Annotated in this window: 15 protein-coding genes and 1 pseudogene; 12 read left to right on the forward strand and 4 right to left on the reverse strand. The window is 61.2% G+C overall.

Annotated elements, in window-relative coordinates:
- Positions 1–60: 60 nt before the first annotated feature.
- A complete protein-coding gene (locus ACX3P0_RS18040) occupies positions 61–2,127 on the forward strand; it encodes an acyltransferase family protein (protein ID WP_459090586.1) in 2,067 nt (688 codons plus the stop codon).
- Between the two features lie 39 nt (positions 2,128–2,166).
- On the opposite strand, the gene ACX3P0_RS18045 is transcribed toward ACX3P0_RS18040, so the two are convergent.
- Both ACX3P0_RS18045 and ACX3P0_RS18050 read right to left on the reverse strand, forming a co-directional pair.
- Complete coding sequence (locus tag ACX3P0_RS18045) at positions 2,167–2,997, reverse strand: FkbM family methyltransferase (protein WP_459090588.1); 831 nt, start codon at positions 2,995–2,997, stop codon at positions 2,167–2,169.
- A gap of 454 nt (positions 2,998–3,451) precedes the next feature.
- Complete coding sequence (locus ACX3P0_RS18050; RefSeq protein WP_459090590.1) at positions 3,452–3,883, reverse strand: cupin domain-containing protein; 432 nt, start codon at positions 3,881–3,883, stop codon at positions 3,452–3,454.
- Between the two features lie 458 nt (positions 3,884–4,341).
- Between ACX3P0_RS18050 and ACX3P0_RS18055 the strand changes: the two are divergent.
- Positions 4,342–4,464: pseudogene (locus tag ACX3P0_RS18055) on the forward strand (IS3 family transposase); the annotation flags it as partial.
- Positions 4,465–4,840: 376 nt separating this feature from the next.
- Here the strand turns inward: ACX3P0_RS18055 and ACX3P0_RS18060 are convergent.
- Positions 4,841–5,338, reverse strand: a complete 498-nt coding sequence (locus ACX3P0_RS18060; RefSeq protein ID WP_459090592.1) for an Lrp/AsnC family transcriptional regulator — start codon at positions 5,336–5,338, stop codon at positions 4,841–4,843.
- A gap of 156 nt (positions 5,339–5,494) precedes the next feature.
- Here ACX3P0_RS18060 and ACX3P0_RS18065 point away from each other — a divergent pair, with 156 nt between their 5' ends.
- Positions 5,495–6,691 (forward strand): diaminopropionate ammonia-lyase, encoded by a 1,197-nt coding sequence (locus ACX3P0_RS18065; RefSeq protein WP_459090594.1) that lies wholly within the window; start codon positions 5,495–5,497, stop codon positions 6,689–6,691.
- 356 nt (positions 6,692–7,047) lie between these two features.
- Positions 7,048–7,791 carry a transposase gene (locus tag ACX3P0_RS18070; protein ID WP_459090596.1) on the forward strand — a complete coding sequence of 248 codons (744 nt, stop codon included), beginning with the start codon at positions 7,048–7,050 and terminating at the stop codon, positions 7,789–7,791.
- On the opposite strand, the gene ACX3P0_RS18075 is transcribed toward ACX3P0_RS18070, so the two are convergent.
- Positions 7,719–8,483: a GntR family transcriptional regulator gene (locus ACX3P0_RS18075; protein WP_459090598.1), complete on the reverse strand. Its 765-nt coding sequence runs from the start codon at positions 8,481–8,483 to the stop codon at positions 7,719–7,721. The two genes, ACX3P0_RS18070 and ACX3P0_RS18075, sit on opposite strands and share 73 nt — an antisense overlap.
- Positions 8,484–8,889: 406 nt before the next feature.
- Here ACX3P0_RS18075 and ACX3P0_RS18080 point away from each other — a divergent pair, with 406 nt between their 5' ends.
- The 8 genes from ACX3P0_RS18080 (at position 8,890) to ACX3P0_RS18115 (ending at position 18,593) form a co-directional block, all read left to right on the forward strand.
- Positions 8,890–10,023 (forward strand): Re/Si-specific NAD(P)(+) transhydrogenase subunit alpha, encoded by a 1,134-nt coding sequence (locus ACX3P0_RS18080; protein WP_459090600.1) that lies wholly within the window; start codon positions 8,890–8,892, stop codon positions 10,021–10,023.
- 127 nt (positions 10,024–10,150) lie between these two features.
- A complete protein-coding gene (locus ACX3P0_RS18085; RefSeq protein ID WP_459090602.1) occupies positions 10,151–10,474 on the forward strand; it encodes an NAD(P) transhydrogenase subunit alpha part 2 in 324 nt (107 codons plus the stop codon).
- A complete protein-coding gene (locus ACX3P0_RS18090; protein WP_459090604.1) occupies positions 10,471–11,856 on the forward strand; it encodes an NAD(P)(+) transhydrogenase (Re/Si-specific) subunit beta in 1,386 nt (461 codons plus the stop codon). The genes ACX3P0_RS18085 and ACX3P0_RS18090 overlap by 4 nt, the downstream gene beginning before the upstream one ends.
- Before the next feature lie 225 nt (positions 11,857–12,081).
- The gene (locus ACX3P0_RS18095; RefSeq protein WP_459090606.1) at positions 12,082–14,445 is read left to right on the forward strand and encodes a xanthine dehydrogenase family protein molybdopterin-binding subunit; all 2,364 of its coding nucleotides are present in this window, start codon (positions 12,082–12,084) and stop codon (positions 14,443–14,445) included.
- Positions 14,442–15,281 (forward strand): FAD binding domain-containing protein, encoded by an 840-nt coding sequence (locus ACX3P0_RS18100; protein ID WP_459090608.1) that lies wholly within the window; start codon positions 14,442–14,444, stop codon positions 15,279–15,281. The genes ACX3P0_RS18095 and ACX3P0_RS18100 overlap by 4 nt, the downstream gene beginning before the upstream one ends.
- Positions 15,278–16,510 carry a xanthine dehydrogenase family Fe-S subunit gene (locus tag ACX3P0_RS18105; RefSeq protein ID WP_459090610.1) on the forward strand — a complete coding sequence of 411 codons (1,233 nt, stop codon included), beginning with the start codon at positions 15,278–15,280 and terminating at the stop codon, positions 16,508–16,510. Before ACX3P0_RS18100 ends, ACX3P0_RS18105 begins: the two co-directional genes overlap by 4 nt.
- A gap of 126 nt (positions 16,511–16,636) precedes the next feature.
- Complete coding sequence (locus ACX3P0_RS18110; protein WP_459090612.1) at positions 16,637–17,116, forward strand: PAS domain-containing protein; 480 nt, start codon at positions 16,637–16,639, stop codon at positions 17,114–17,116.
- A gap of 319 nt (positions 17,117–17,435) precedes the next feature.
- The gene (locus ACX3P0_RS18115) at positions 17,436–18,593 is read left to right on the forward strand and encodes an ABC transporter substrate-binding protein (RefSeq protein ID WP_459090614.1); all 1,158 of its coding nucleotides are present in this window, start codon (positions 17,436–17,438) and stop codon (positions 18,591–18,593) included.
- Positions 18,594–18,987 lie beyond the last annotated feature (394 nt).

The following is an 18,987-nucleotide window of genomic DNA, read 5'->3' on the forward strand; positions in this document are numbered from 1 at the left end:
CCGTACCTAGCCTGCCGTTTCGCCTGAAATTGAAGTTACTGCGGTGAGAACGGCGCTATAATGCAATATCTGGGGTTTATTGACGGGCTGCGAGCCATCGCCGTTGTATCCGTCGTTTTATATCACGCAAACCAAAGCCTTATCGCCAATGGATACCTTGGCGTTGACATATTCTTCGTCATATCCGGATTCATAGTCAGCTACTCCGTCGCTCAGAGAAAATACCACGGGTTTTTTCAATTCGTCACGGACTTCTACGCGCGGCGGTTCGTCCGAATTTTCCCGGCGCTGTTCGCATGCCTCGTTGTAACCAGCATTGCTACGTTTCTTTTCATTCCAGATGCGTTTCTCAGCAATTCTATTGATGGCACGCGAAATTATGCATTTATCGGCTTAAGCAACGTATTTTTGGCCCGCGGGACGGATTATTTCTCGGCGGTTACCGAATACAACCCATTTACCCACACATGGTCGCTTGGCGTAGAAGAGCAGTTCTATTTTCTGTTTCCATTGCTGTTTTCGACGTGGGCTCTGAGCCTTGGCAAAAAGTATATCTCCGTTGCGATCTACAGCGCTGCACTGGTCGCATCGTTTGTTGTATGGTTGTGGCTCGAAGATTCGGCGCCGCTTCAGGCGTTCTACATGATATATGCCAGATTCTGGGAGCTTGCGGTTGGCGTCGTCTGCTTCCAGTTGACCGACATTTTCAACAAGCGGGAACGCGACGACAGGCTGTCCACCTCTCTCTTGAGGGCAGGGACCGTACTCACGGCTCTATCCGTCCTTGTCACGGCGCTGTTTTGGCGGCTGCCTCCCTCGGATCAGTGGGTCGCGAACGTCGCCGTCGTCTTGGGCACAGCGCTCGTCATTGGGGCGCTACGCTATCGCAACAGCTACAATTTTGGACCCGAGATGCTCCTGCAATTGCGCCCCATCCGGTTCATCGGCAGAATTTCCTATTCGCTCTATCTATGGCATTGGCCGGTCTTCGTGCTTGCGCGATGGACTTTCGGCATTACCACCCCGATGCAGATTACGATCGCCCTGGCACTGGTCATCGCGCTTTCGCTTTCGTCCTATTATTTCGTCGAGACGCCATTTCGGCGCTCGGCTGCGGTGCGGACCCTTCCAAGGCTGGCGGTTGTGACGTCCGGGGTTCTCGTCGCGGTGACAGGATGCCTGACCTTCCAGGCATTGGCGGCGGGAAAAGCAATGTTTTCGCTCAGCACCGTCATGCAAAACCGGGAACTGTGGGTCCCCGATATAGAGCCCGATAGATATTCCGATATACCCGATTGCACCATCACATCCACCAGCATCGGACACGCGTTGTCCTACACGCGTGCGGGTTGCGACCCTTCCTCGCAGACTGCCAGGCTCTTTGTATTGGGGGACTCGCACACCGGCGCTTATACTCCGATGATCAAGAGGTTCACGTTAAAGACGGGCATACAATCGATCGTCGTGCCAACTGCCGGCTGCGCATTCATCAGCCTGCAACAGGACAGAGACGGCACTCCTGCCTGCGTGGCCGCCACGAAGGAGGGTTTCCGAATATTGAGGGATGAAACCCGGCCCGGCGACATCGTGTTTTTGCCCTCTCTGCGCGTACCTCGGCTTGCCGAGCAATATTTCCAGTTCAGTGACGAGTCGGCCTTGGATCAGGTTTTCGGCCCTGGGCGCGCAGAACAGAGATCGGCCGCAATCGAGCAGGCAATCGATGGCCTTCGCCCCTTAACCGAAAAGGGTGTCACGATCCTGTTTGAAGGGCCCACACCTCTATTTAGATCCCCTGCCTTTCGATGCAGCGACTGGTTCAACCGGAACAACCCGTCCTGCAAGTATGGGCTTTCGGTCGAGAGGGAATTCCTGGTCAAGCTGAGGCAGCCGACCCTGGAGGGTTTCGCCCAAATCGCCGCGCATATCCCCAATATCTACGTATGGGACCCGTTCCCCATCCTTTGCCCGGACGATGAATGCAGCGCGTCCCGAGCCGGCAAGCCGTTGTTTTTCGACGGCGATCATGTGAGCGGCTTTGCCAATGCTTTGCTCACGCCTTATTTTGTCACGGAAGTTCAACGCCACTTGCCGATCCAGGCGCTGTCTGCAACGACCAGCAAGCCATAGCGGCTAAGCGGCTCACAGCATCGTAGCCACGCTGATCCGCTAAAGCGGGGCATATTCTCCGTGAGGTTGCGCATAAACATCCAGATGGTCGACCATCGTGCGTTCGAAGGCGCTCATGATGCCGCCGACGTCCTCGATCAGGTTCGCACCGGATGAAACGTTGATGAAACGATAGCCTCTGTCCGCCAGCCAGCGAAGAAAGGCCTCTCCGCTGATACCGTCGATCCCGCCGGCCGAAAACTCGAATATGATGGCGGGTCTATCCTGTCGCATCACCGCTTCTGCGCCTCGAAGCGCTCGGTATTCGAAGCCTTCGACATCGATCTTGATCAGCGAAACGGGCTTTTTTCGTCCTGCCAGCAACACATCCAGCGGGATCCCTGGGATGGACGTGCCGGAGAAAAGCTCATGTTCTCGCAATGTCGAGGTGGTGCCGTTGCCGATGGTGGAGTGAAGCAAAAGGGTTTCGATCCGCTCGGATGCGCCTACCTGCATGACCGATATGTTCCCGAACCCGTTTGCGCGGATGCTGCTTTCCAGCAGTTTCACGTTCAGGTCGTTGGGCTCGACGGCATAGACGTGGCCCTCATTGCCGACAATCGGGGCCGCCAGCAGCGTGAAGTAGCCAAGGTTCGCTCCGACATCCACGAATATGTCGCCGGGCTTGAGCAGCCCTTCAACCATACTTGTCACTTCCGGCTCGTACTGGTTTGCGAGCACTGGTCCGCCGATAACGGGATCGTCGGGGTCTGCGAATACGTCGAAACGGCCATTGTGCTTGCGAACGATATTGGCCGGCATTTCCCGCGCCAGCAGGTTGCGGCCCTTGAATTCGCCGCTGCTGAGATAGGACTGCACGACATCTCTCAAGGGGTCTCCAGCCCGCGACGAATGTCCCGCCCATTCCTCCCTGTGGGCATTGCGCCCGAGAAGCAGTCGAAAGCAGAAGTGTATATCTTCAACTGTGGCCTCGTCGTCATAAGGCTGCGTCCACGGCTCTTTGTACGGGTTCTGGAATGTGCTTGATCTGCCTCGCATCCTTGCGAGCAAGCTACGGCCCTTGGATATCACGACTTCTCCCGATCCTGATTGCTCCCGACCGCAGTTGAAACGGTCGGCAGCCCCAATGTAAATGAAACTGCGGCATACGGTGCAAGTACCGCAGGGCATTGCCCGTTCTCACAGAAAGTTCTTGGCACTCCCAAAAAGCGTCTGCAAGACGCTGCCCGGTCCAGACGTGATCAATTGGCTTGTTCGGAGGACGGCTGGGAGGGCATATGTGAGGCCGATCTGTTTGGTTTCGGCCCTCGGCTTTTCACGGTCCCTACTGTTGCAGAACCGTGTTCTGTGCGCCTTCCTCGACCTGATCGATCACCAGCAGCTTGACAGCATCGGTGCCGATATTCGCGGCCCGATGCCATTCCCCGATCATCTCCACGATGAAATCTCCGGTTCGATAAATAGTGCTCTTGCCGGTATCGGCATTCGTCACTTGCAGCGTTCCAGCCTGCACGGAGGCGTAGCGCGCGAATGGATGCTTGTGGACCGGCAACTGCGCACCCGGCGCAATCTCATAGGTCGAGACGATCACCTGCACGTTCTTCTGAGGCAGCGTGATCGGCTGGCCGGAGCCTGTCTGCGTGATCGAAGCAAGCGGAGATACCACTACCGGCGTGCCCGAACTGTCCAGCGCATAGGCTGTGCTCGTGAACATCACGCCGGCCAGCAGCACCAGTCCAAAGTAGTTTCGCATCATTTCCCCCTGTTGCCGGCACCGTGCGTGAAATCATCCACGCGGTCAATCGAGGAGCCGGGATCATGAACGCGGGCCCTGATAAGCAGGGCCACGAAACAAACAAGTGGGGGATAGAAGTGGGACGGCGAACGGCTTCCCAGATGTCGATATGAATAGCCGCTGGTGGAGCTGAGGTCCACCTAACTACCGTTTCAGTACGTCCGGCACTGTCAACTAACATGTTGGAAACATTTGGTTTTTATAATTCTATGTCTAGGACCGTCCCTGATTGTTCGGTACTATCTCACTTTGAAATGGGGAAAGAAGTGGGGAATGGCCAGAACCCTTAATAAACTCTCCGACGTGTCAGCCAAGGCGGCGAAGAAGCCCGGTCGCTACAGCGATGGCGGCGGTGGTCTGCCCCCTGAAAAGTGGTCCTCCCTTATGTATGGCATTTGAGCCGATGGAGGACTTAAGAAATGGCGAGAAAGAGACACAGTGCGGAAGAGATCGTCACGAAGCTTCGGCAGGTTGATGTTCTGACTTCGCAGGGCAGATCGGTTGCGGAAGCGGTCCGATCGATAGGTGTGACGGAAGTAACATGCACCAACGCCGCCGTGCTTACGCCGCAGACCGTCAGCGTCATCATCGCCAATCTGGAGCGGGGCGGCTCGCTTGTCCGTCGCCCGCATGCCGTTCACGGGCGCATCCAGCACATCGATCTCAACGAGAAGGGCAAAAGCCAACTGGCGCAATGCCGAAAGTGTGTCCTGGCGCTTGAGCGCGAACTGGTCGACGAGCTTTCGTCGGATGATGCGATCGTCATCCGGCGATGGCTTGTCGGTGTCGCGACGGCGCAGGAGGGGGAATCAGCCGAATCTCACGCATGAACGGCCCGGCCGGGTCAGCCGCCACAAGGCCGTCTTGCCCCGCTGCCATGAACCCCGGCAGCATGCCGACACCCGTCGGCCCGATGTTCTAGCCGGGTTGGTGCAGCGGCACTGTGACGCCGGTCTTGATCCGATCCATCACGACAAGGGTGCGGAACCGCTTCACATTGTGGTTGCCGAAGAACAGTTTGCGGGTGAGCGCCTCGTATTCGCCCATGGAAGCCACGGTGATGATGAGGACGAAATCGGCATCGCCGGTCACGTAATAGCATTGCTGCACTTCGGGCGCGCTTGAAAAGCTTCGTTTGGTGGCATCGAGCATGTCGAGCCGTTCGCTCTCGATCTGGACATCCACGACGATGGTGATGGGCCGGCCGACGCGCGCCGGGTCTATGCTGGCGACATTGCCGGCGATGACGCCTTCTGCTTCCAGCCGCCGGATCCGGCGGTGGACCGCCGCGGTGGACAGGTTGACCTTCTCGCCGATCAGGCGCTGCGGCGTGGTGTTGTCCTGTTGCAGGATGTCGAGGATGGCCAGGTCGAAGCGGTCAAGGTCGGCTGGAGAAAAAGAAGGATTGTCAGCCAAAGGCCTCTCCATGCAAAAAAGTTTCATTTTGAGACTGCAAATAGAGCCAAAAGTGCTGCGCGTTTGCAATAGAATTGTTTCATCGGAGCATCGCCCCGATTGAACGAGTTAGCCCGGTAACCCCTTTTCGGTCCGATGCTCTAGAGCAGGATATCCATGTTTACATTCAACACCCATCCCGACCACAACGCTGCCCTCGATCCGGCCGACGCTGAAACGCTCAGCCTCGAGGCGGCCAAGGAGGTCGAACGCTTCCTGACTTATCGCGACAACCACAAGCCGACGACGCTTCAGCCGCTCGCCGCGATGGCGCGCGAACTGGGCGTGGCGGCGATCCACGTCAAGGATGAAAGCACCCGGCTCGGCCTGGGCAGCTTCAAGGCGCTGGGCGGTTCGTATGCCGTCATCCGCCTGGTGCTGGAAGAGGCGAGCCGCAAGCTGGGCCGCACGGTGGACATCTCGGAACTGGCGTCGCCGTCCGTCCGCGAGATCGCCGGCGGCATCACCGTGGGGTGCGCGACAGATGGCAATCATGGTCGTTCCGTTGCGGCCGGCGCGCAACTGGTTGGCGCCAAGGCGGCCATCTTCGTGCACTCCGGGGTCTCGGACGAGCGGGTGGCGGCGATCGCGCGCTTTGGAGCGCAGATGATCCGCATCGAGGGCACCTATGACGATTCGGTTGTCGAGGCCGAGCGCATCTGCAAGGAAAATGGCTGGATGGTCGTGTCCGACACGTCCTGGCCGGGTTACGAGCGCATTCCGAGCCTGGTCATGCAGGGCTATATGGCGATGCTCAACGAGGCGTTGCGCGATCTGCCGCAACCGCCGACGCATGTCTTCATCCAGGCGGGCGTCGGGGGCCTGGCTGCCGCCGTGGCCGGCTATTTCGACGTGGTCTTTGGCAAGAAGCGGCCGCGTCTGGTCGTGGTCGAGCCCGATCGGGCGGCCTGCCTCTATGCGAGCGCGCTTGCCGGCAAGCCGGTCAAGGTCGAGCATGGCGAGGCGACGATCATGGCCATGCTCGAATGCTATGAGCCGTCGCTCGTCGCCTGGCGCGTTCTCAGCCGGACGGCGGATGCCTTCATGACCATCGGCGAGGACGATGCGGCCGAGGCCATCCGTCGTCTTGCCCGCCCGCTGGCGGGAGATCCGGCAATCGTCGCCGGCGAAAGCGGCGGCGCCGGATTTGGCGGGCTGCAGGTCGCGCTCAAGGACAAGGCGTTCAGGGACAAGCTTGGCCTTGACGCCAAGGCGCGCGTTTTCGTCATCAATACCGAGGGCGCGACCGACCAGGCCCGTTACGAAAGCATCGTCGGCGCCAGCCCGGAAGCGATCCTCGCCGCCGCCAGTTAAGACGGTATCGCGGTAAAGCAGCAAGGCCGGCTGTCTTTCGACACCGGCCTTCACTTCATTGACAATGGGTATCTGGTCACATGGCGTCATCCTCGGCCTTGTGCCGAGGATCTACCGACACTTCCGTAAGGCGCTGAAAAGGCTCTGCAATTTCGACGATAACAGATACTCGGCACAAGACCGAGGATTGTTTGTTGTTGCTGGGGTAGGTTGCGGATGGAGCTGCGGGTCCCGTCACAGCCCGCAGCTCCCGCGACAGGCGACCGGCCGAGGATCGGGTTTGCGCCCGATGTCATCAAGGTCCCTGCCGCGCTCCGCCATCGCTTGGAGAGCTATGAGAACATCCTGCTCGATGAATGCCTGCGGCGTGGGTTGCCGATCCATCGCGCCGACACGCGCAAGGCCAAGGCCTTCATCCCTCGCGCGGGGACGTCATCGATGCGCGCGAACTCGCCGCCTATGGTCTCGAACGATGGGTAAGCCTTGCCTTGTGGTGCGCGCCGGAGCCTTGCGAGGCGAAGCTCAAGGCGCTGGTGCGCCGCCGTTACGATCTCGTCGCCATCAAGGTGGCCGAGCAGAACCGCGCCAAGGCCCCGAACGGCAAAGAGCTCGCCGCGAGCTACAAGGCCGTGCTGGCCGTCATCAAACGCCAGATCGAGGCGGTCGATGAGGCAATCCACGCACTCGGCTGCAGCAGCCCCCTGAAGCAGAAGATCGCTGTCGCCACCGCCATCAAGGGCATCGCCGAGACCACGGCCGCCGCCCTCGCTCGCCACCCCAACGAAAGCGGAAAGAGGATCGGCTATCGGCGAATGCGCGGTGGACGAACCGCAATCCGCACCATCCTCTTCATGCCGGCCATGCAGGCCGCAAGAGGACACGGTAAGTTCGCAACCTTCTACAAACGCCTTACCGCCGCAGGAAAAAAGCCCATGCTCGCTCTCGCAGCCGTCATGCGCAAGGCTCAGAGACGCAAAAACTCAACAGAGTTGATGACGGGCGTGGGTTCGCCAACGGTTTGCCAGCCCTATCGCTTGATGGCGCGGCGCGGGCCGGTCTTCTCCAAGAGGTCGATGCGCAAGGCAAAGCAACTTTTGTGATAGTGGATGTTGGCGATGTAGATGGCGACGTCGTTGTCGTCCACCAGCACCAGCCGGCAGTCGGCGGTCGGTTCGCCAAGGCCGATCTTCAGCAGTTCGGCGGTTTCGGGATCGGCAACGCCGATGGTCACCGTCTGGTGCGCATGCGTGATGGAGATGTCGTCCATCTCGGCGATATTGGGCAGGGCGGCGACGTGGGAGAAGAGGTCGCGGCCCTTTGCAAAAATCTTCTGGTCCAGATATAAATTCACAACCGAGAATGGTTCGTCGTTGTTGTATTGCACGCTCCGGAGGAAAGCGTATCCTTCCGCCAGCTTTCCCTCTCCTTCCGTCAATTCGGGCAGGGGAACGTCCTCTTCGATGTGAACGCGCTTGATGACGTTCTCCTTGATCGAACTGATCATCGAATCGAAGTCGGTAGCCAGGTTGAGCCAGCGGTTGTGCTTGGGTTTGCCGGAAACGAAGGTACCTCGCCCTTGCTGGGCATCCAGCAGGCCTTCCTCCCGCAACAGTTCGATGGCCTGGCGGACGGTGACGCGCGCGACGGCGAATTCACGCTCAAGCTCTTCCAGCGTGGAGATTTTGTCGCCCTCCAGCCAGAAGCCGGTGTCGATGCGCTGTCGCATGACGGAGGCAACCTGGACGTAGAGAGGGGTGCGGCTGCGGTCGTAGATGGATGCGAGTCTGCTCATGGTACTATCGTACGATAAATAGATTTACTTTACCAGACTCGTTGTCTGTTTCCCGAGCCAGTGTCTCGCCACCCGACGCGGGCGCGCCGCTCTGCTGCGCGCTTAGCTTGCATATGCTCCGTCCGCACGGCGTCATCGGCTGCCTCGCCAGCATGCCGGCTGGTGCCCACCCATACTGCCACGCCCGATCGATGAATGTCGATTGGTTCGGGGAAGACATACGATCAGGGGCCGCGAGGGTTGATCGAGTGGGTGCGTCATTCCCACAGGGTCGCTTTCAAGGAAATGATTCTATCATACTATAAATAGATTGACTTAGCTTGATGGCAGGCGCAGTATTTGCTGGGCGTTGGGCTCGCGGCGGGTTGTCGGCGACCTTGGGTCCATCCACTCAAGGAGATGAGTCATGCATATTGCGGTTTTGTCCGACGTGATGACGGACGCGCGCGTCGCTGCCACGCCCGAGACGGTCAAGAAATACGAGAAGCTGGGCGGCAGGGTTTCCGTTCAGAACGGGGCTGGCGGCGGCGCCGGCATTTCCGACAGGGATTTCGAGGAATCGGGCGCCATCGTCGTTCCCGATGCCGCTTCCGCGGTGAAGGATGCCGACATCGTGCTGTCGGTGAACCGGCCGTGCAGCGAGGTCATCCGCGCCTGCAAGCCCGGCGCGCTCATGATCGCCACGATGGACCCGCACCGATCGGAAGGCGCGCTCGGCGTGATGGCCGATGCATGCGTCTCCGCCTTCGCCATGGAACTGATGCCGCGCATCACCCGCGCGCAGACCATGGACGTGCTGTCGAGCCAGGCCAATCTCGCCGGCTACCGGGCCGTGATCGATGCTTCGGCCGAGTTCACCCGTTCGTTGCCGATGATGATGACGGCGGCCGGAACCGTGCCGGCGGCGCATATTTTCGTCATGGGCGCCGGTGTCGCCGGCCTTCAGGCCATTGCCACCGCCCGCCGCCTTGGCGCGGTCGTTTCGGCGACGGACGTTCGCCCGGCCGTCAAGGAGCAGGTCGAGTCGCTCGGCGCAAAGTTCGTGGCGGTGCAGGACGACGAGTTCACGGCCGCCGAAGCGGCCGGTGGCTACGCCAAGCAGATGTCGAGCGGATATCAGGCCAAGCAGGCCGAACTGGTCGCCGCCCATATCGGCCGTCAGGACATCGTCATCACCACGGCGCTCATTCCGGGGCGGGCCGCGCCACGGCTGGTCACGCAGGCGATGATCGATTCCATGCGCGCCGGCTCGGTTCTCGTCGATCTCGCCGTCGAGCGCGGCGGCAATATCGAAGGCTCCAGGGCGGGCGAAATCGTGATCACCGCGAGAGGCGTCAAGATCATCGGCAACTCCACCTTGTCGCGGGTCGCCGCCACCGCCTCCAACCTTTACGCGCGCAATCTCTACAGTTTCGTTTCGACCATGGTGGACAGCGAGACCTCGGGGCTGGCCGTCGATTGGGAGGATGAACTGATCAAAAGCACCAACCTGACGCGCGACGGCGCGATCGTCCACCCGGCCTTCTTCACGCGCAACTAGCTTCCTTCCCTCGCCACGCACACGCCGGATCGAAACGGTCCGGCCAAAGACCCCTTCGCACCCGTTGCGAAGGCCCCTTTTTTGCGCCGTCGATCCGGGCGACGCATCCCGATCTTGGAGGATCGCCATGACATCAACCGCCATCATTCAACTCTTTGTCTTTCTGCTCGCCGGCTTTGTCGGCTTCCAGACCATCAGCCGCATTCCGCCGCTTCTGCATACGCCCTTGATGGCGGCCACCAACGCCATTTCCGGCATTTCGCTGGTCGCTTCGCTGGTGCTGGCCGGATCGCATCAAGGCCTGGTCAGCACTGTGCTCGGCACCGTCGCTGTCGCCTGCGCCATGGCCAACGTCGTTGGCGGCTTCCTCATCACCGACCGCATGCTTGCCATGTTCGGCAATGCCAAGTCCGCCAACAAGTCCGCCAACAACGGGGCCGGCCGTCCATGACCGAGACATTCATCCAACTGGCCTACCTGCTTTCGGCCGCTCTTTTCATTCTTGCATTGCGCTCGCTGTGTCATCCCGACACCGCGCGACGCGGCATGCAGATGGCGGCGGTCGGCATGGTCATCGCGGTCGCCGCGACGCTGTTTCACGAACGCATCGTCAGCTATGAATGGCTGGCGGTCGGCGCGGTCGTCGGTGCCGCCATCGGCTACCCGCTCGGCATGTGGGTGCAGATGACGGCGATGCCGCAACGCATCGCGTTCAGCCACGCCTTTGGCGCGCTCGCTGTAGCCCTCGTCGGCATCGGCGAATACATCCACAGCTATGGAAGCCAGCACCTGACGCAGGGCTATACGATGGCGCTGGGCTTCGAGGTGTTCCTGGGAGCGCTGACGGTAACCGGCAGCCTGATGGCGTTCGGCAAGCTGCAAGGCCTGCTAGCCGGCAATCCCATCACCTTCAAGGGGCAGAATGTCTTCAACCTGTCGCTGTTTGCGCTGGGCGTCGCCTGCCTTGGCTGGCTGGTCTACGATCCCTATCAGATCTGGGTATTCGTCGCCATCGGCGTCATCGGTCTGGCCGTCGGCGTTCTCATGGTCATGCCGATTGGCGGGGCCGACATGCCGGTGGTCGTTTCCTTGCTCAACTCCTATGCGGGCCTGGCTGCGGTCGCCACCGGCTTTGCGCTGGACAACAACATCCTGATCGTCGTCGGCGCACTCGACGGCGCCAGCGGCTTCATCCTGTCGCTCGCCATGAGCAAGGCGATGAACCGTTCGTTTTCGAACGTGTTGTTCGGTGCGTTCGGTTCGGTCGGGTCCGACGAGGCTGCTTCAGTCGGCGACAGCGGCGAGATGATGCCCATCTCGGCCGACGATGCGGCGTTGAGGTTGGCGTTTTCGCGCCGCGTCATCATCGTGCCGGGCTACGGCCTTGCCGTCGCGCAGGCGCAGCACCAGGCCCGCGAGCTGGCCGACATGCTGGAAAAGCGTGGCGTGGACGTTCGTTTCGCCATCCATCCGGTTGCCGGCCGCATGCCGGGCCATATGAACGTGCTGCTTGCCGAGGCCGGTATTTCCTACGACAAGCTCGTCGACATCGAAGACATCAACGAACGCTTTGGCGATGCCGACGTGGCGCTTGTGGTCGGGGCCAACGACGTGGTCAATCCGGCGGCGCGCACGAACAAGGCCTCGCCCATCTATGGCATGCCGATCCTCAACGTGTCGGCTTCGCAAAGCGTCATCGTTTTGAAGCGCGGCAAGGGTACGGGCTTTTCCGGCGTCGAGAACGATCTCTTCGTGGCCCCGAAAACGTCCATGCTGTTCGGCGACGCCAAGCAGTCGTTGATGAGACTCGGTGCCGAGGTCAAGCTGGCCTGACGATTGCCCATTGCCTGTCATGGGCGGCGCCCCCTACGACACCGCCTGTGTGCGGCAATCGGTGGGTGGACGCCGCTACACATGGTGCAGATTGTGGGTGGAAAATTCTTGTTATCATGCTAGAAATAGGATGATATGGCCGGTGACGCGCGTTCACCCGGATTGTCGCCGTCGCAGGCTATCAGCTGGCGGGTCGCTTCCGAAAAGCAATGGGAGAGAGCGGATATGACTAAACAGGGCGTGGGCGCCTCGCTGCCGCGCAGGGAAGATGATCGCTTTCTGCGTGGTCGCGGCGAGTATGTCGCCGACATTCGCCTTGCCGGCATGAAGGACGTCGCCTTCGTCCGCTCGCCGCTTGCCCATGCCATTGTGGGCGAAATCCGCGTTCCTGAAGCATACCGCGACCGCGTCTACACCGCCGCCGACATCGAGGACGTAAAACCCATCGTCGCGGTCACCAGCCTGCCGGGGTTCAAGGTGTCCGAGCAGCCGGTTCTGGCCTTCGAAAAGGTGCGCCAGGTGGGTGAGCTTCTTGCAATGTGTGTCGCCGACACGCGGGCCGAGGCGGAAGACATCGCCGCCGCCGTCGAGGTCGATCTGGACGAGCTGCCCGCCGTTCACGACATGCTGGCGGCGCGGCGTCCGGATTCGGCGCTTCTGCACGAGCATTGGGGCGACAACGTCTTCCTGGAGACGTTTGTCGACGTCAATATGGAAGCGGCCTACGACGCGCCGATCAAGATTACCCGTGAAATTACCACCGCGCGCCAATGCATGGCGCCGATCGAAGGGCGCGGCACGGTCGCCTATTGGGACAAGCGCATGGAGCAGCTCGTCCTTTATACCGGAACGCAGATCCCGCACGTCATGCGCACCGGTCTTGCCGAATGCCTCGGGCTTCAGGAGATGCAGGTGCGGGTCGTTTCGCCGGATGTCGGCGGCGGCTTCGGCTACAAGGGTATCCTTTTGGCCGAGGACATCTGCCTTGGCTGGCTTGCCATGCACCGCGACCATCCCGTGCGCTGGCTCGAAGATCGGCGCGAACACCTGACCGCCAACGCGAACTGCCGCGAACACCATTACCACATCACCGCCTATGCCGATCTGGACGGCAGGCTGCGCGGCATCGAGTGCGAAGCGACCGTCGACGCGGGGGCCTATTCGGCCTACCCGTTTTCGGCGTGCCTCGAGGGTTCGCAAGTGGCCAGCATCCTGCCGGGGCCTTACGATTTCCCGTCCTATCGCTGCCGCACCTGGTCGGTGGCGACCAACAAGTGCCCGATCCTGCCTTATCGCGGCGTGGCCAGAACCGGCGTGTGCTATGCGATGGAACTGATGCTGGACGCGGTGGCGCGCGAGGCCGGGCTGGAGCCCTACGAGGTTCGGCTGAAGAACCTGGTGAAGCCCGAGCAAATGCCGTTTGACAACATCACCAAGAAGCATTTCGACAGTGGCGACTATCCCGAAGCGATCCGGCGTGGGCTTGCCGCCTACGACATTCCCGCAATCCGCGAGCGCCAGAAGCGCGGCGAACCCGATGGCAGGCTGATCGGTGTCGGCCTATCCATTTATTGCGAGCAAAGCGCGCATGGCACGTCGGTCTATGCCGGCTGGGGCATTCCGATGGTGCCCGGCTTCGAGCAGGCGACCGCCCGCGTGACGCCGGATGGCGGGGTCGAACTGCGCGTCGGCCTCCATTCCCACGGGCAGGGCATGGAAACGACGCTGCCGCAGGTCGCGAATGAAATTCTGGGTATCGACACCGCGCGGATCAAGCTCGTGCATGGCGACACCGAATATACGCCCTACTCGACCGGAACCTGGGGTTCGCGCGCGGCCGTCATGGCCGGGGGCGCGGTGGCGACCGCCTGCCGCGAGATCGCGGAACTGGCCAAGCGCATCGGCGCGCACCTGCTGCAAACCGACCTCGAGCATGTCACCTTTGTCGACGGCGCCGTCGTTGGCCCCGCCGGCAGCGTGACGCTGAAAGAGATCGCCCACACCTGGTACAGGCGGCCTTACGACCTGCCGTTTGCGGTCGACCCGCGCGGACTGGAATCGACCGTCGGCTACAAGCCGGTCCGCGACACGGGTACCTTCAGCTACGCCGCCCATCTGGTGACCGTTGCCGTCGATCCCGAGATCGGCGACATCGAGATCCTCGACTATCTGATCGTCGAGGATGGCGGCAAGCTGATCAATCCGATGGTGGTCGACGGCCAGATCTATGGCGGTCTGGCGCAGGGCATCGGCAGTGCGCTTTATGAAGAAATGAATTTCGACGCGTCCGGCCAGCCGCTCGCATCGACCTTCGCCGATTACCTTTTGCCGGGGCCGACCGAGGTTCCAGCACCCCGGCTTGACCACATGGAAACGCTGTCGCCCTACACCGAGTTCGGCGTCAAGGGCATAGGCGAGGGCGGAGCCATCGCTCCTCCGGGTGCAATCGGCAACGCCGTCAACGACGCGCTGAAATCGCTCGGCGTGGAACTGGTACGCTCGCCGATGACGCCGCGCCGCGTCCTCGAGGCGATCCGGGCTGCCAGCAGTTTGCGGGAGAAAAAAGTAGCGGAAGGAGTGCCGGCGTGAAAGCGGTCAATTTCGACTATGCGCGCCCCGCGGACGTCGCAGGCGTCATCGGGCTGATTGCCGACGACAGCCTCTCCGTCAAGATCGCGGCCGGCAGCCAGTCGCTCGGGCCGATGCTCAACATGCGCCTGGTGCAGCCCGACCTGCTGGTCGACATCACCGGCATCGAAGAGCTTCGCCAAATGGAGGAGCGCGCCGACGAACTGGTGCTTGGCGCGTGCATCACCCATGCCGATATCGAGGATCGGCGCGTGCCCGACGTGACGTTGGGCGCGATGCCGGGCGTCGCCAGCGGCATCGCTTACCGCGCGGTGCGCAACCGCGGCACCATCGGCGGCAGTCTCACCCATGCCGACCCGTCCGCCGACTGGCACTCGATCCTGTCGGCGCTGGGGGCGAGCGTTACCCTGCGCGGGCATTCGGGCAGCCGCACGGTTGCGGTAGAGGATTACATGATCGGCGCGCTCGAGGCGGATTTGCGGCCGGGCGAGATGCTGGTTTCGGTATCGGTGCCCAGGCTGAGCCGCTCGGCGCGCTGGGGCTACTACAAGCGCTGCCGCAAAACCGGCGAGTTCGCCTTCACCATGGCGGCGTTCCTGACCGACCCGGAGCGCGGCGTCAGCCGTGCGGTGATCGGTGCGACCGAAGGCCGGCCGTTCGTCATCGCCGATGCTCGCCATATCATTGGCGACGGCAGCACGGCGCGTCCTGAAGCCGCGTTTGACGCGCGGGCCGCGAGCGAGTGGATCGAGGCGGCAGGCATGGCCGACCCGATCAACCGGCAGATCCATGTCGTTGCGCTACGGCGCTCCATCGAGCAGGCCCATTCAGCATGAACATCGTAAATCTCACGGTCAATGGGAAGCCGACGACCGCCACCGTCGAGCCACGGATGCACCTGGCCGATTTTCTGCGCGACACCCAGAACCTCACCGGCACGCATATCGGCTGCGAGCATGGCGTGTGCGGTGCCTGCACGCTGTTGGTGGACGGGGTGCCGACGCGCTCCTGCATCACCTTTGCCGCCGCCTGCGAGGGGGCTGCGGTAACCACCGTCGAGGGATTGGATGACGACGAGATCGCCACCGAATTGCGCGCCGCCTTCACCCGGGAACATGGCCTGCAATGCGGTTACTGCACGCCGGGCATGCTCGTCTCGGCGCGGGACGTGGTGCTGCGCCTGGCCAATCCTTCGGAGCATGAAATCCGCGTTGTCATGAGCGGCAATCTCTGCCGCTGCACCGGCTATGTCGGGATCGTGCGCGCCATCCAGCAGGTGATCGAGGCGCGCCGCGCCCGTGGCATTGCCGCAATTCCCGACGGTAACCGCAAGGTGCTGGGCCCTTCCGGCTCGGGCCATGCGGCGGCACTTTCGGCACCGATGGCTGTCGCGCCGCAGGTACCCGCTGCCGCTGTCGCGAAAAGCACGGCGTCCATCACGCGGGCGGCAGCCCCGGCCGCGCGAAAAGACGCCGACTGGAAGCCACAGACGACGTTTTCTGAGAGCTTCACGGTCGCCCATCCGGTCGATGTGGTGTGGGCGTTTTTCGACAGGATCGGCGAAGTCGCCTCCTGCCTGCCGGGGGCTTCCCTTGCCGGCGAACCGGTGGACGGCCATGTCGAAGGCAAGATCAAGATCAAGATCGGCCCGATTTCTGCGGAATTTCAGGGTACCGCCGACGTCACCCGGGACGACGCGACGCGGACCGGAACGATCGACGGCGCCGGCAAGGACAGCCGCAGCAATTCCGCCACGCGCGGCCTGATTTCCTATGAGGTCAAGCCGGGTGACAAGCCGGGCGAGACGCGCGTCGATGTCGGCATCGGTTTCACGCTGACAGGCGTTCTGGCTCAGTTCAGCCGCTCCGGTCTGGTTCAGGACGTGGCCGGCCGGCTGATCGGAGCCTTTGTTCAAAATCTTGAAGCCAAGCTCTCCCATGAAATTGGCGGGGGAGGCACCGATGCCCCTGCCGTTATTACCGAACTCAATGCCGGCTCGCTGATGTCGTCCATCGTCATGGACCGCGTGAAGCGTTTCTTCGGGAAGCTTTTCAACCGGGGCTAGAGCATAGGGGTCTCGGCGTGAGGTGGTGCCGGGATCGTCGTTGCTGTGGGCATGACACCTCTTGAATTGACGCGTCTATGGATGCGTGAATACGCCATATGAACCTCACAGAGGGATAGTCTTGCCGTGTCCGATGAATTTACGCGCCTGGTGAATACAAGTTCCGCCGTGCCGCTCAGCCGCGATGCTATTGCTGGCGGTCTTCTTGACAGCGCGGCCAACGCCATCATCGCCAGCGATCGAGACGGCATTATCCTGCTGTGGAACAGCGGGGCCGAGCGTGTCTTCGGCTTTTCCGAACAGGAAGCTCTCGGCCAGTCGCTGGACATCCTTATTCCAGAACCGCTTCGCGATCGACATTGGGCCGGATACCGCGAAACCGTGCGAACCGGCGTTAGCCGTTATGGCGCTGGCGATGTGCTGGCGGTGCCGGGCCTGCACAAGGATGGCCGTCGTATCTCACTCGAATTCACCATCACGCTGCTTGAAGACGCCGGCGGTCAGGTGACGGGGATGGTGGCTGTCATGACGGATGTCACCAGGCGTTTCGAAGAGATCAGGGCGCTTCGCAAGCAACTCTCGAACCAGGCGCGATCGCCCGCCTGATATTGTCAGGCGCAACTGCCCGACGGCGGCCGCTGGATTGCTTCCTTCGGCCGCTGTAGCCGTCCGTGGTCGCGCCGGAACGCGGCAGGAAGGCATGGCGAGACGGCGCTTCAATAAAAGGCGAAAAATAATAATTGCACTAACATACTAAAAATAGCATGTTAGTATTACTCGCGTATATGGCGCATACCGCTTCCCTGCTTCAGGGGGCCGGAAATATCGACGGGAGGAACGATTTGTCCGCTCGCCGCGACCATCGCGGCACCGCCATAAGCGTGTTGTATTACAGCCAACCCAACGTCAATCTGGAGGAGAACTTATGAAGAAGCGCACGCACATCATTGCGACATTGGCTCTATCGCTGTTTGCGGCGACAGCCAGCGTCGCCATGGCCGATACGATCAAGATCGGCGTCAATGAACCCCTGACCGGCCCCTTCGCAGCATCCGGCACCTACATCATCGAGGGCGCCAAGCTCGCCGCTGAAGAAATCAACGCCAATGGCGGCGTACTCGGCAGTCAGATCGAATTGATCATCGAAGACAACAAAAGCAACCCCACGGAAGCAGCTGCCGTCGCGGAAAAGCTGATCGAGCGCGACAAGGTGCCGGTTCTGATGGGCTCCTGGGGCTCCAGCCTGACGCTCGCCACCATGCCCAAGCTGATGCAGTATCAGGTGCCGATGCTGGTCGAGACATCGTCCGCCAGTAAGATCACAAAGCAGGGTAACCCCTACATCTTCCGGATTTCGCCGCCCTCATGGGTCGAAGCGGCTCTGTTCAAGAAGCTGCTGCCCTCGCTCAACATCAAGAAGGTCGACTTTCTGGCCATAAACAATGACTGGGGACGCGGCACGATAACCGACTTCTCGAGCATGCTGAAGGAAAACGGCGTCGAGGTCGAGCTGACCGAAACGATGGATGAGGCTGCGCAAGACATGAACGCGCAGCTTTCCAAGATCAAGGGGACCGATTCCGACACCATCATCGTCACCACCGGGGTCGAGCAGCTTACTTTGGTGCTCAAGCAGGCAGCAGCCCTCGGCATTACCAAGCAGATCGTCACCACCGGCGGTTCGCAGAACCCCGACCAGTTGATCCAGCAGGCAGGCGCGGCAGCCAATGGCACCAAGCACATGGTGTTCTTTGCGCCCTGGGCTCCCGAAAAGGCGCCGCATCCTGAACTTGCCAAGAAATTTATCGATGCCTGGGCCAAGGCTGGCTACGACAAGGCCGGTATGACCGAGAGCTATCGCGGTTACGATGGCATTACCGTCATCGCGGCTGCGATCGAAAAGGCCGGCGTCGCCGAGCCAAAGGCGATCACAGAGGCGTTCTGGAAGGTTGATGTCCCGACCATCAATGGCACCGTCAAGTTTGTGAAGGACGGTCCCGAGGGCAAGGAAAGCGGCCAGTACATGGCGAACGGAACGCTGATCGAGATCGTCGACGGCAAGGTCGTCCTGCCGGCATCCTGATCCGCTGAAAACCGCCTGGGTCCTGACGGCTTCCGCCAGGACCCTTTTCGTTTCAAAAGCGCTTCTTCTGGCAAAGGGCGCACGATCTTGCACCCTTTTCGGTCCGGTGCTCCAACTCCTGCGAATGCGGCCGGTCCGCGCCAGAAATATCTTGCATGGGTCCTTGCAATTTCTTATTATGGTACTAATGATGATATCATAAGACGATGAATGTCGCATGAAGCCGCGGACCTTCGCGGCGAGAGCTTCAATTCCGGTATGGAGGCTTGATTTTCCGGAATTGGGGCAGGGGGAAGCAAGCCGATGGTTGGTCTCGAATGCGTCGCGATCGCTGTTGGCTGGGCACGTACGATAGGCCTCGGTGCGTGATGCGACTTTGTCGCTGCCCGTAGGG

The sequence above is a fragment of the Mesorhizobium sp. A556 genome (assembly GCF_054489545.1).

Coding starts and splice junctions, on each gene's coding strand:
- ACX3P0_RS18070 (WP_459090596.1), top strand. CDS start 7,048: ATGCCTGCGGCGTGGGTTGCCGATCCATCGCGCCGACACGCGCAAGGC.
- ACX3P0_RS18065 (WP_459090594.1), top strand. CDS start 5,495: ATGTTTACATTCAACACCCATCCCGACCACAACGCTGCCCTCGATCCG.
- ACX3P0_RS18050 (WP_459090590.1), bottom strand. CDS start 3,883: ATGATGCGAAACTACTTTGGACTGGTGCTGCTGGCCGGCGTGATGTTC.
- ACX3P0_RS18090 (WP_459090604.1), top strand. CDS start 10,471: ATGACCGAGACATTCATCCAACTGGCCTACCTGCTTTCGGCCGCTCTT.
- ACX3P0_RS18085 (WP_459090602.1), top strand. CDS start 10,151: ATGACATCAACCGCCATCATTCAACTCTTTGTCTTTCTGCTCGCCGGC.
- ACX3P0_RS18080 (WP_459090600.1), top strand. CDS start 8,890: ATGCATATTGCGGTTTTGTCCGACGTGATGACGGACGCGCGCGTCGCT.
- ACX3P0_RS18115 (WP_459090614.1), top strand. CDS start 17,436: ATGAAGAAGCGCACGCACATCATTGCGACATTGGCTCTATCGCTGTTT.
- ACX3P0_RS18040 (WP_459090586.1), top strand. CDS start 61: ATGCAATATCTGGGGTTTATTGACGGGCTGCGAGCCATCGCCGTTGTA.
- ACX3P0_RS18075 (WP_459090598.1), bottom strand. CDS start 8,483: ATGAGCAGACTCGCATCCATCTACGACCGCAGCCGCACCCCTCTCTAC.
- ACX3P0_RS18095 (WP_459090606.1), top strand. CDS start 12,082: ATGACTAAACAGGGCGTGGGCGCCTCGCTGCCGCGCAGGGAAGATGAT.
- ACX3P0_RS18105 (WP_459090610.1), top strand. CDS start 15,278: ATGAACATCGTAAATCTCACGGTCAATGGGAAGCCGACGACCGCCACC.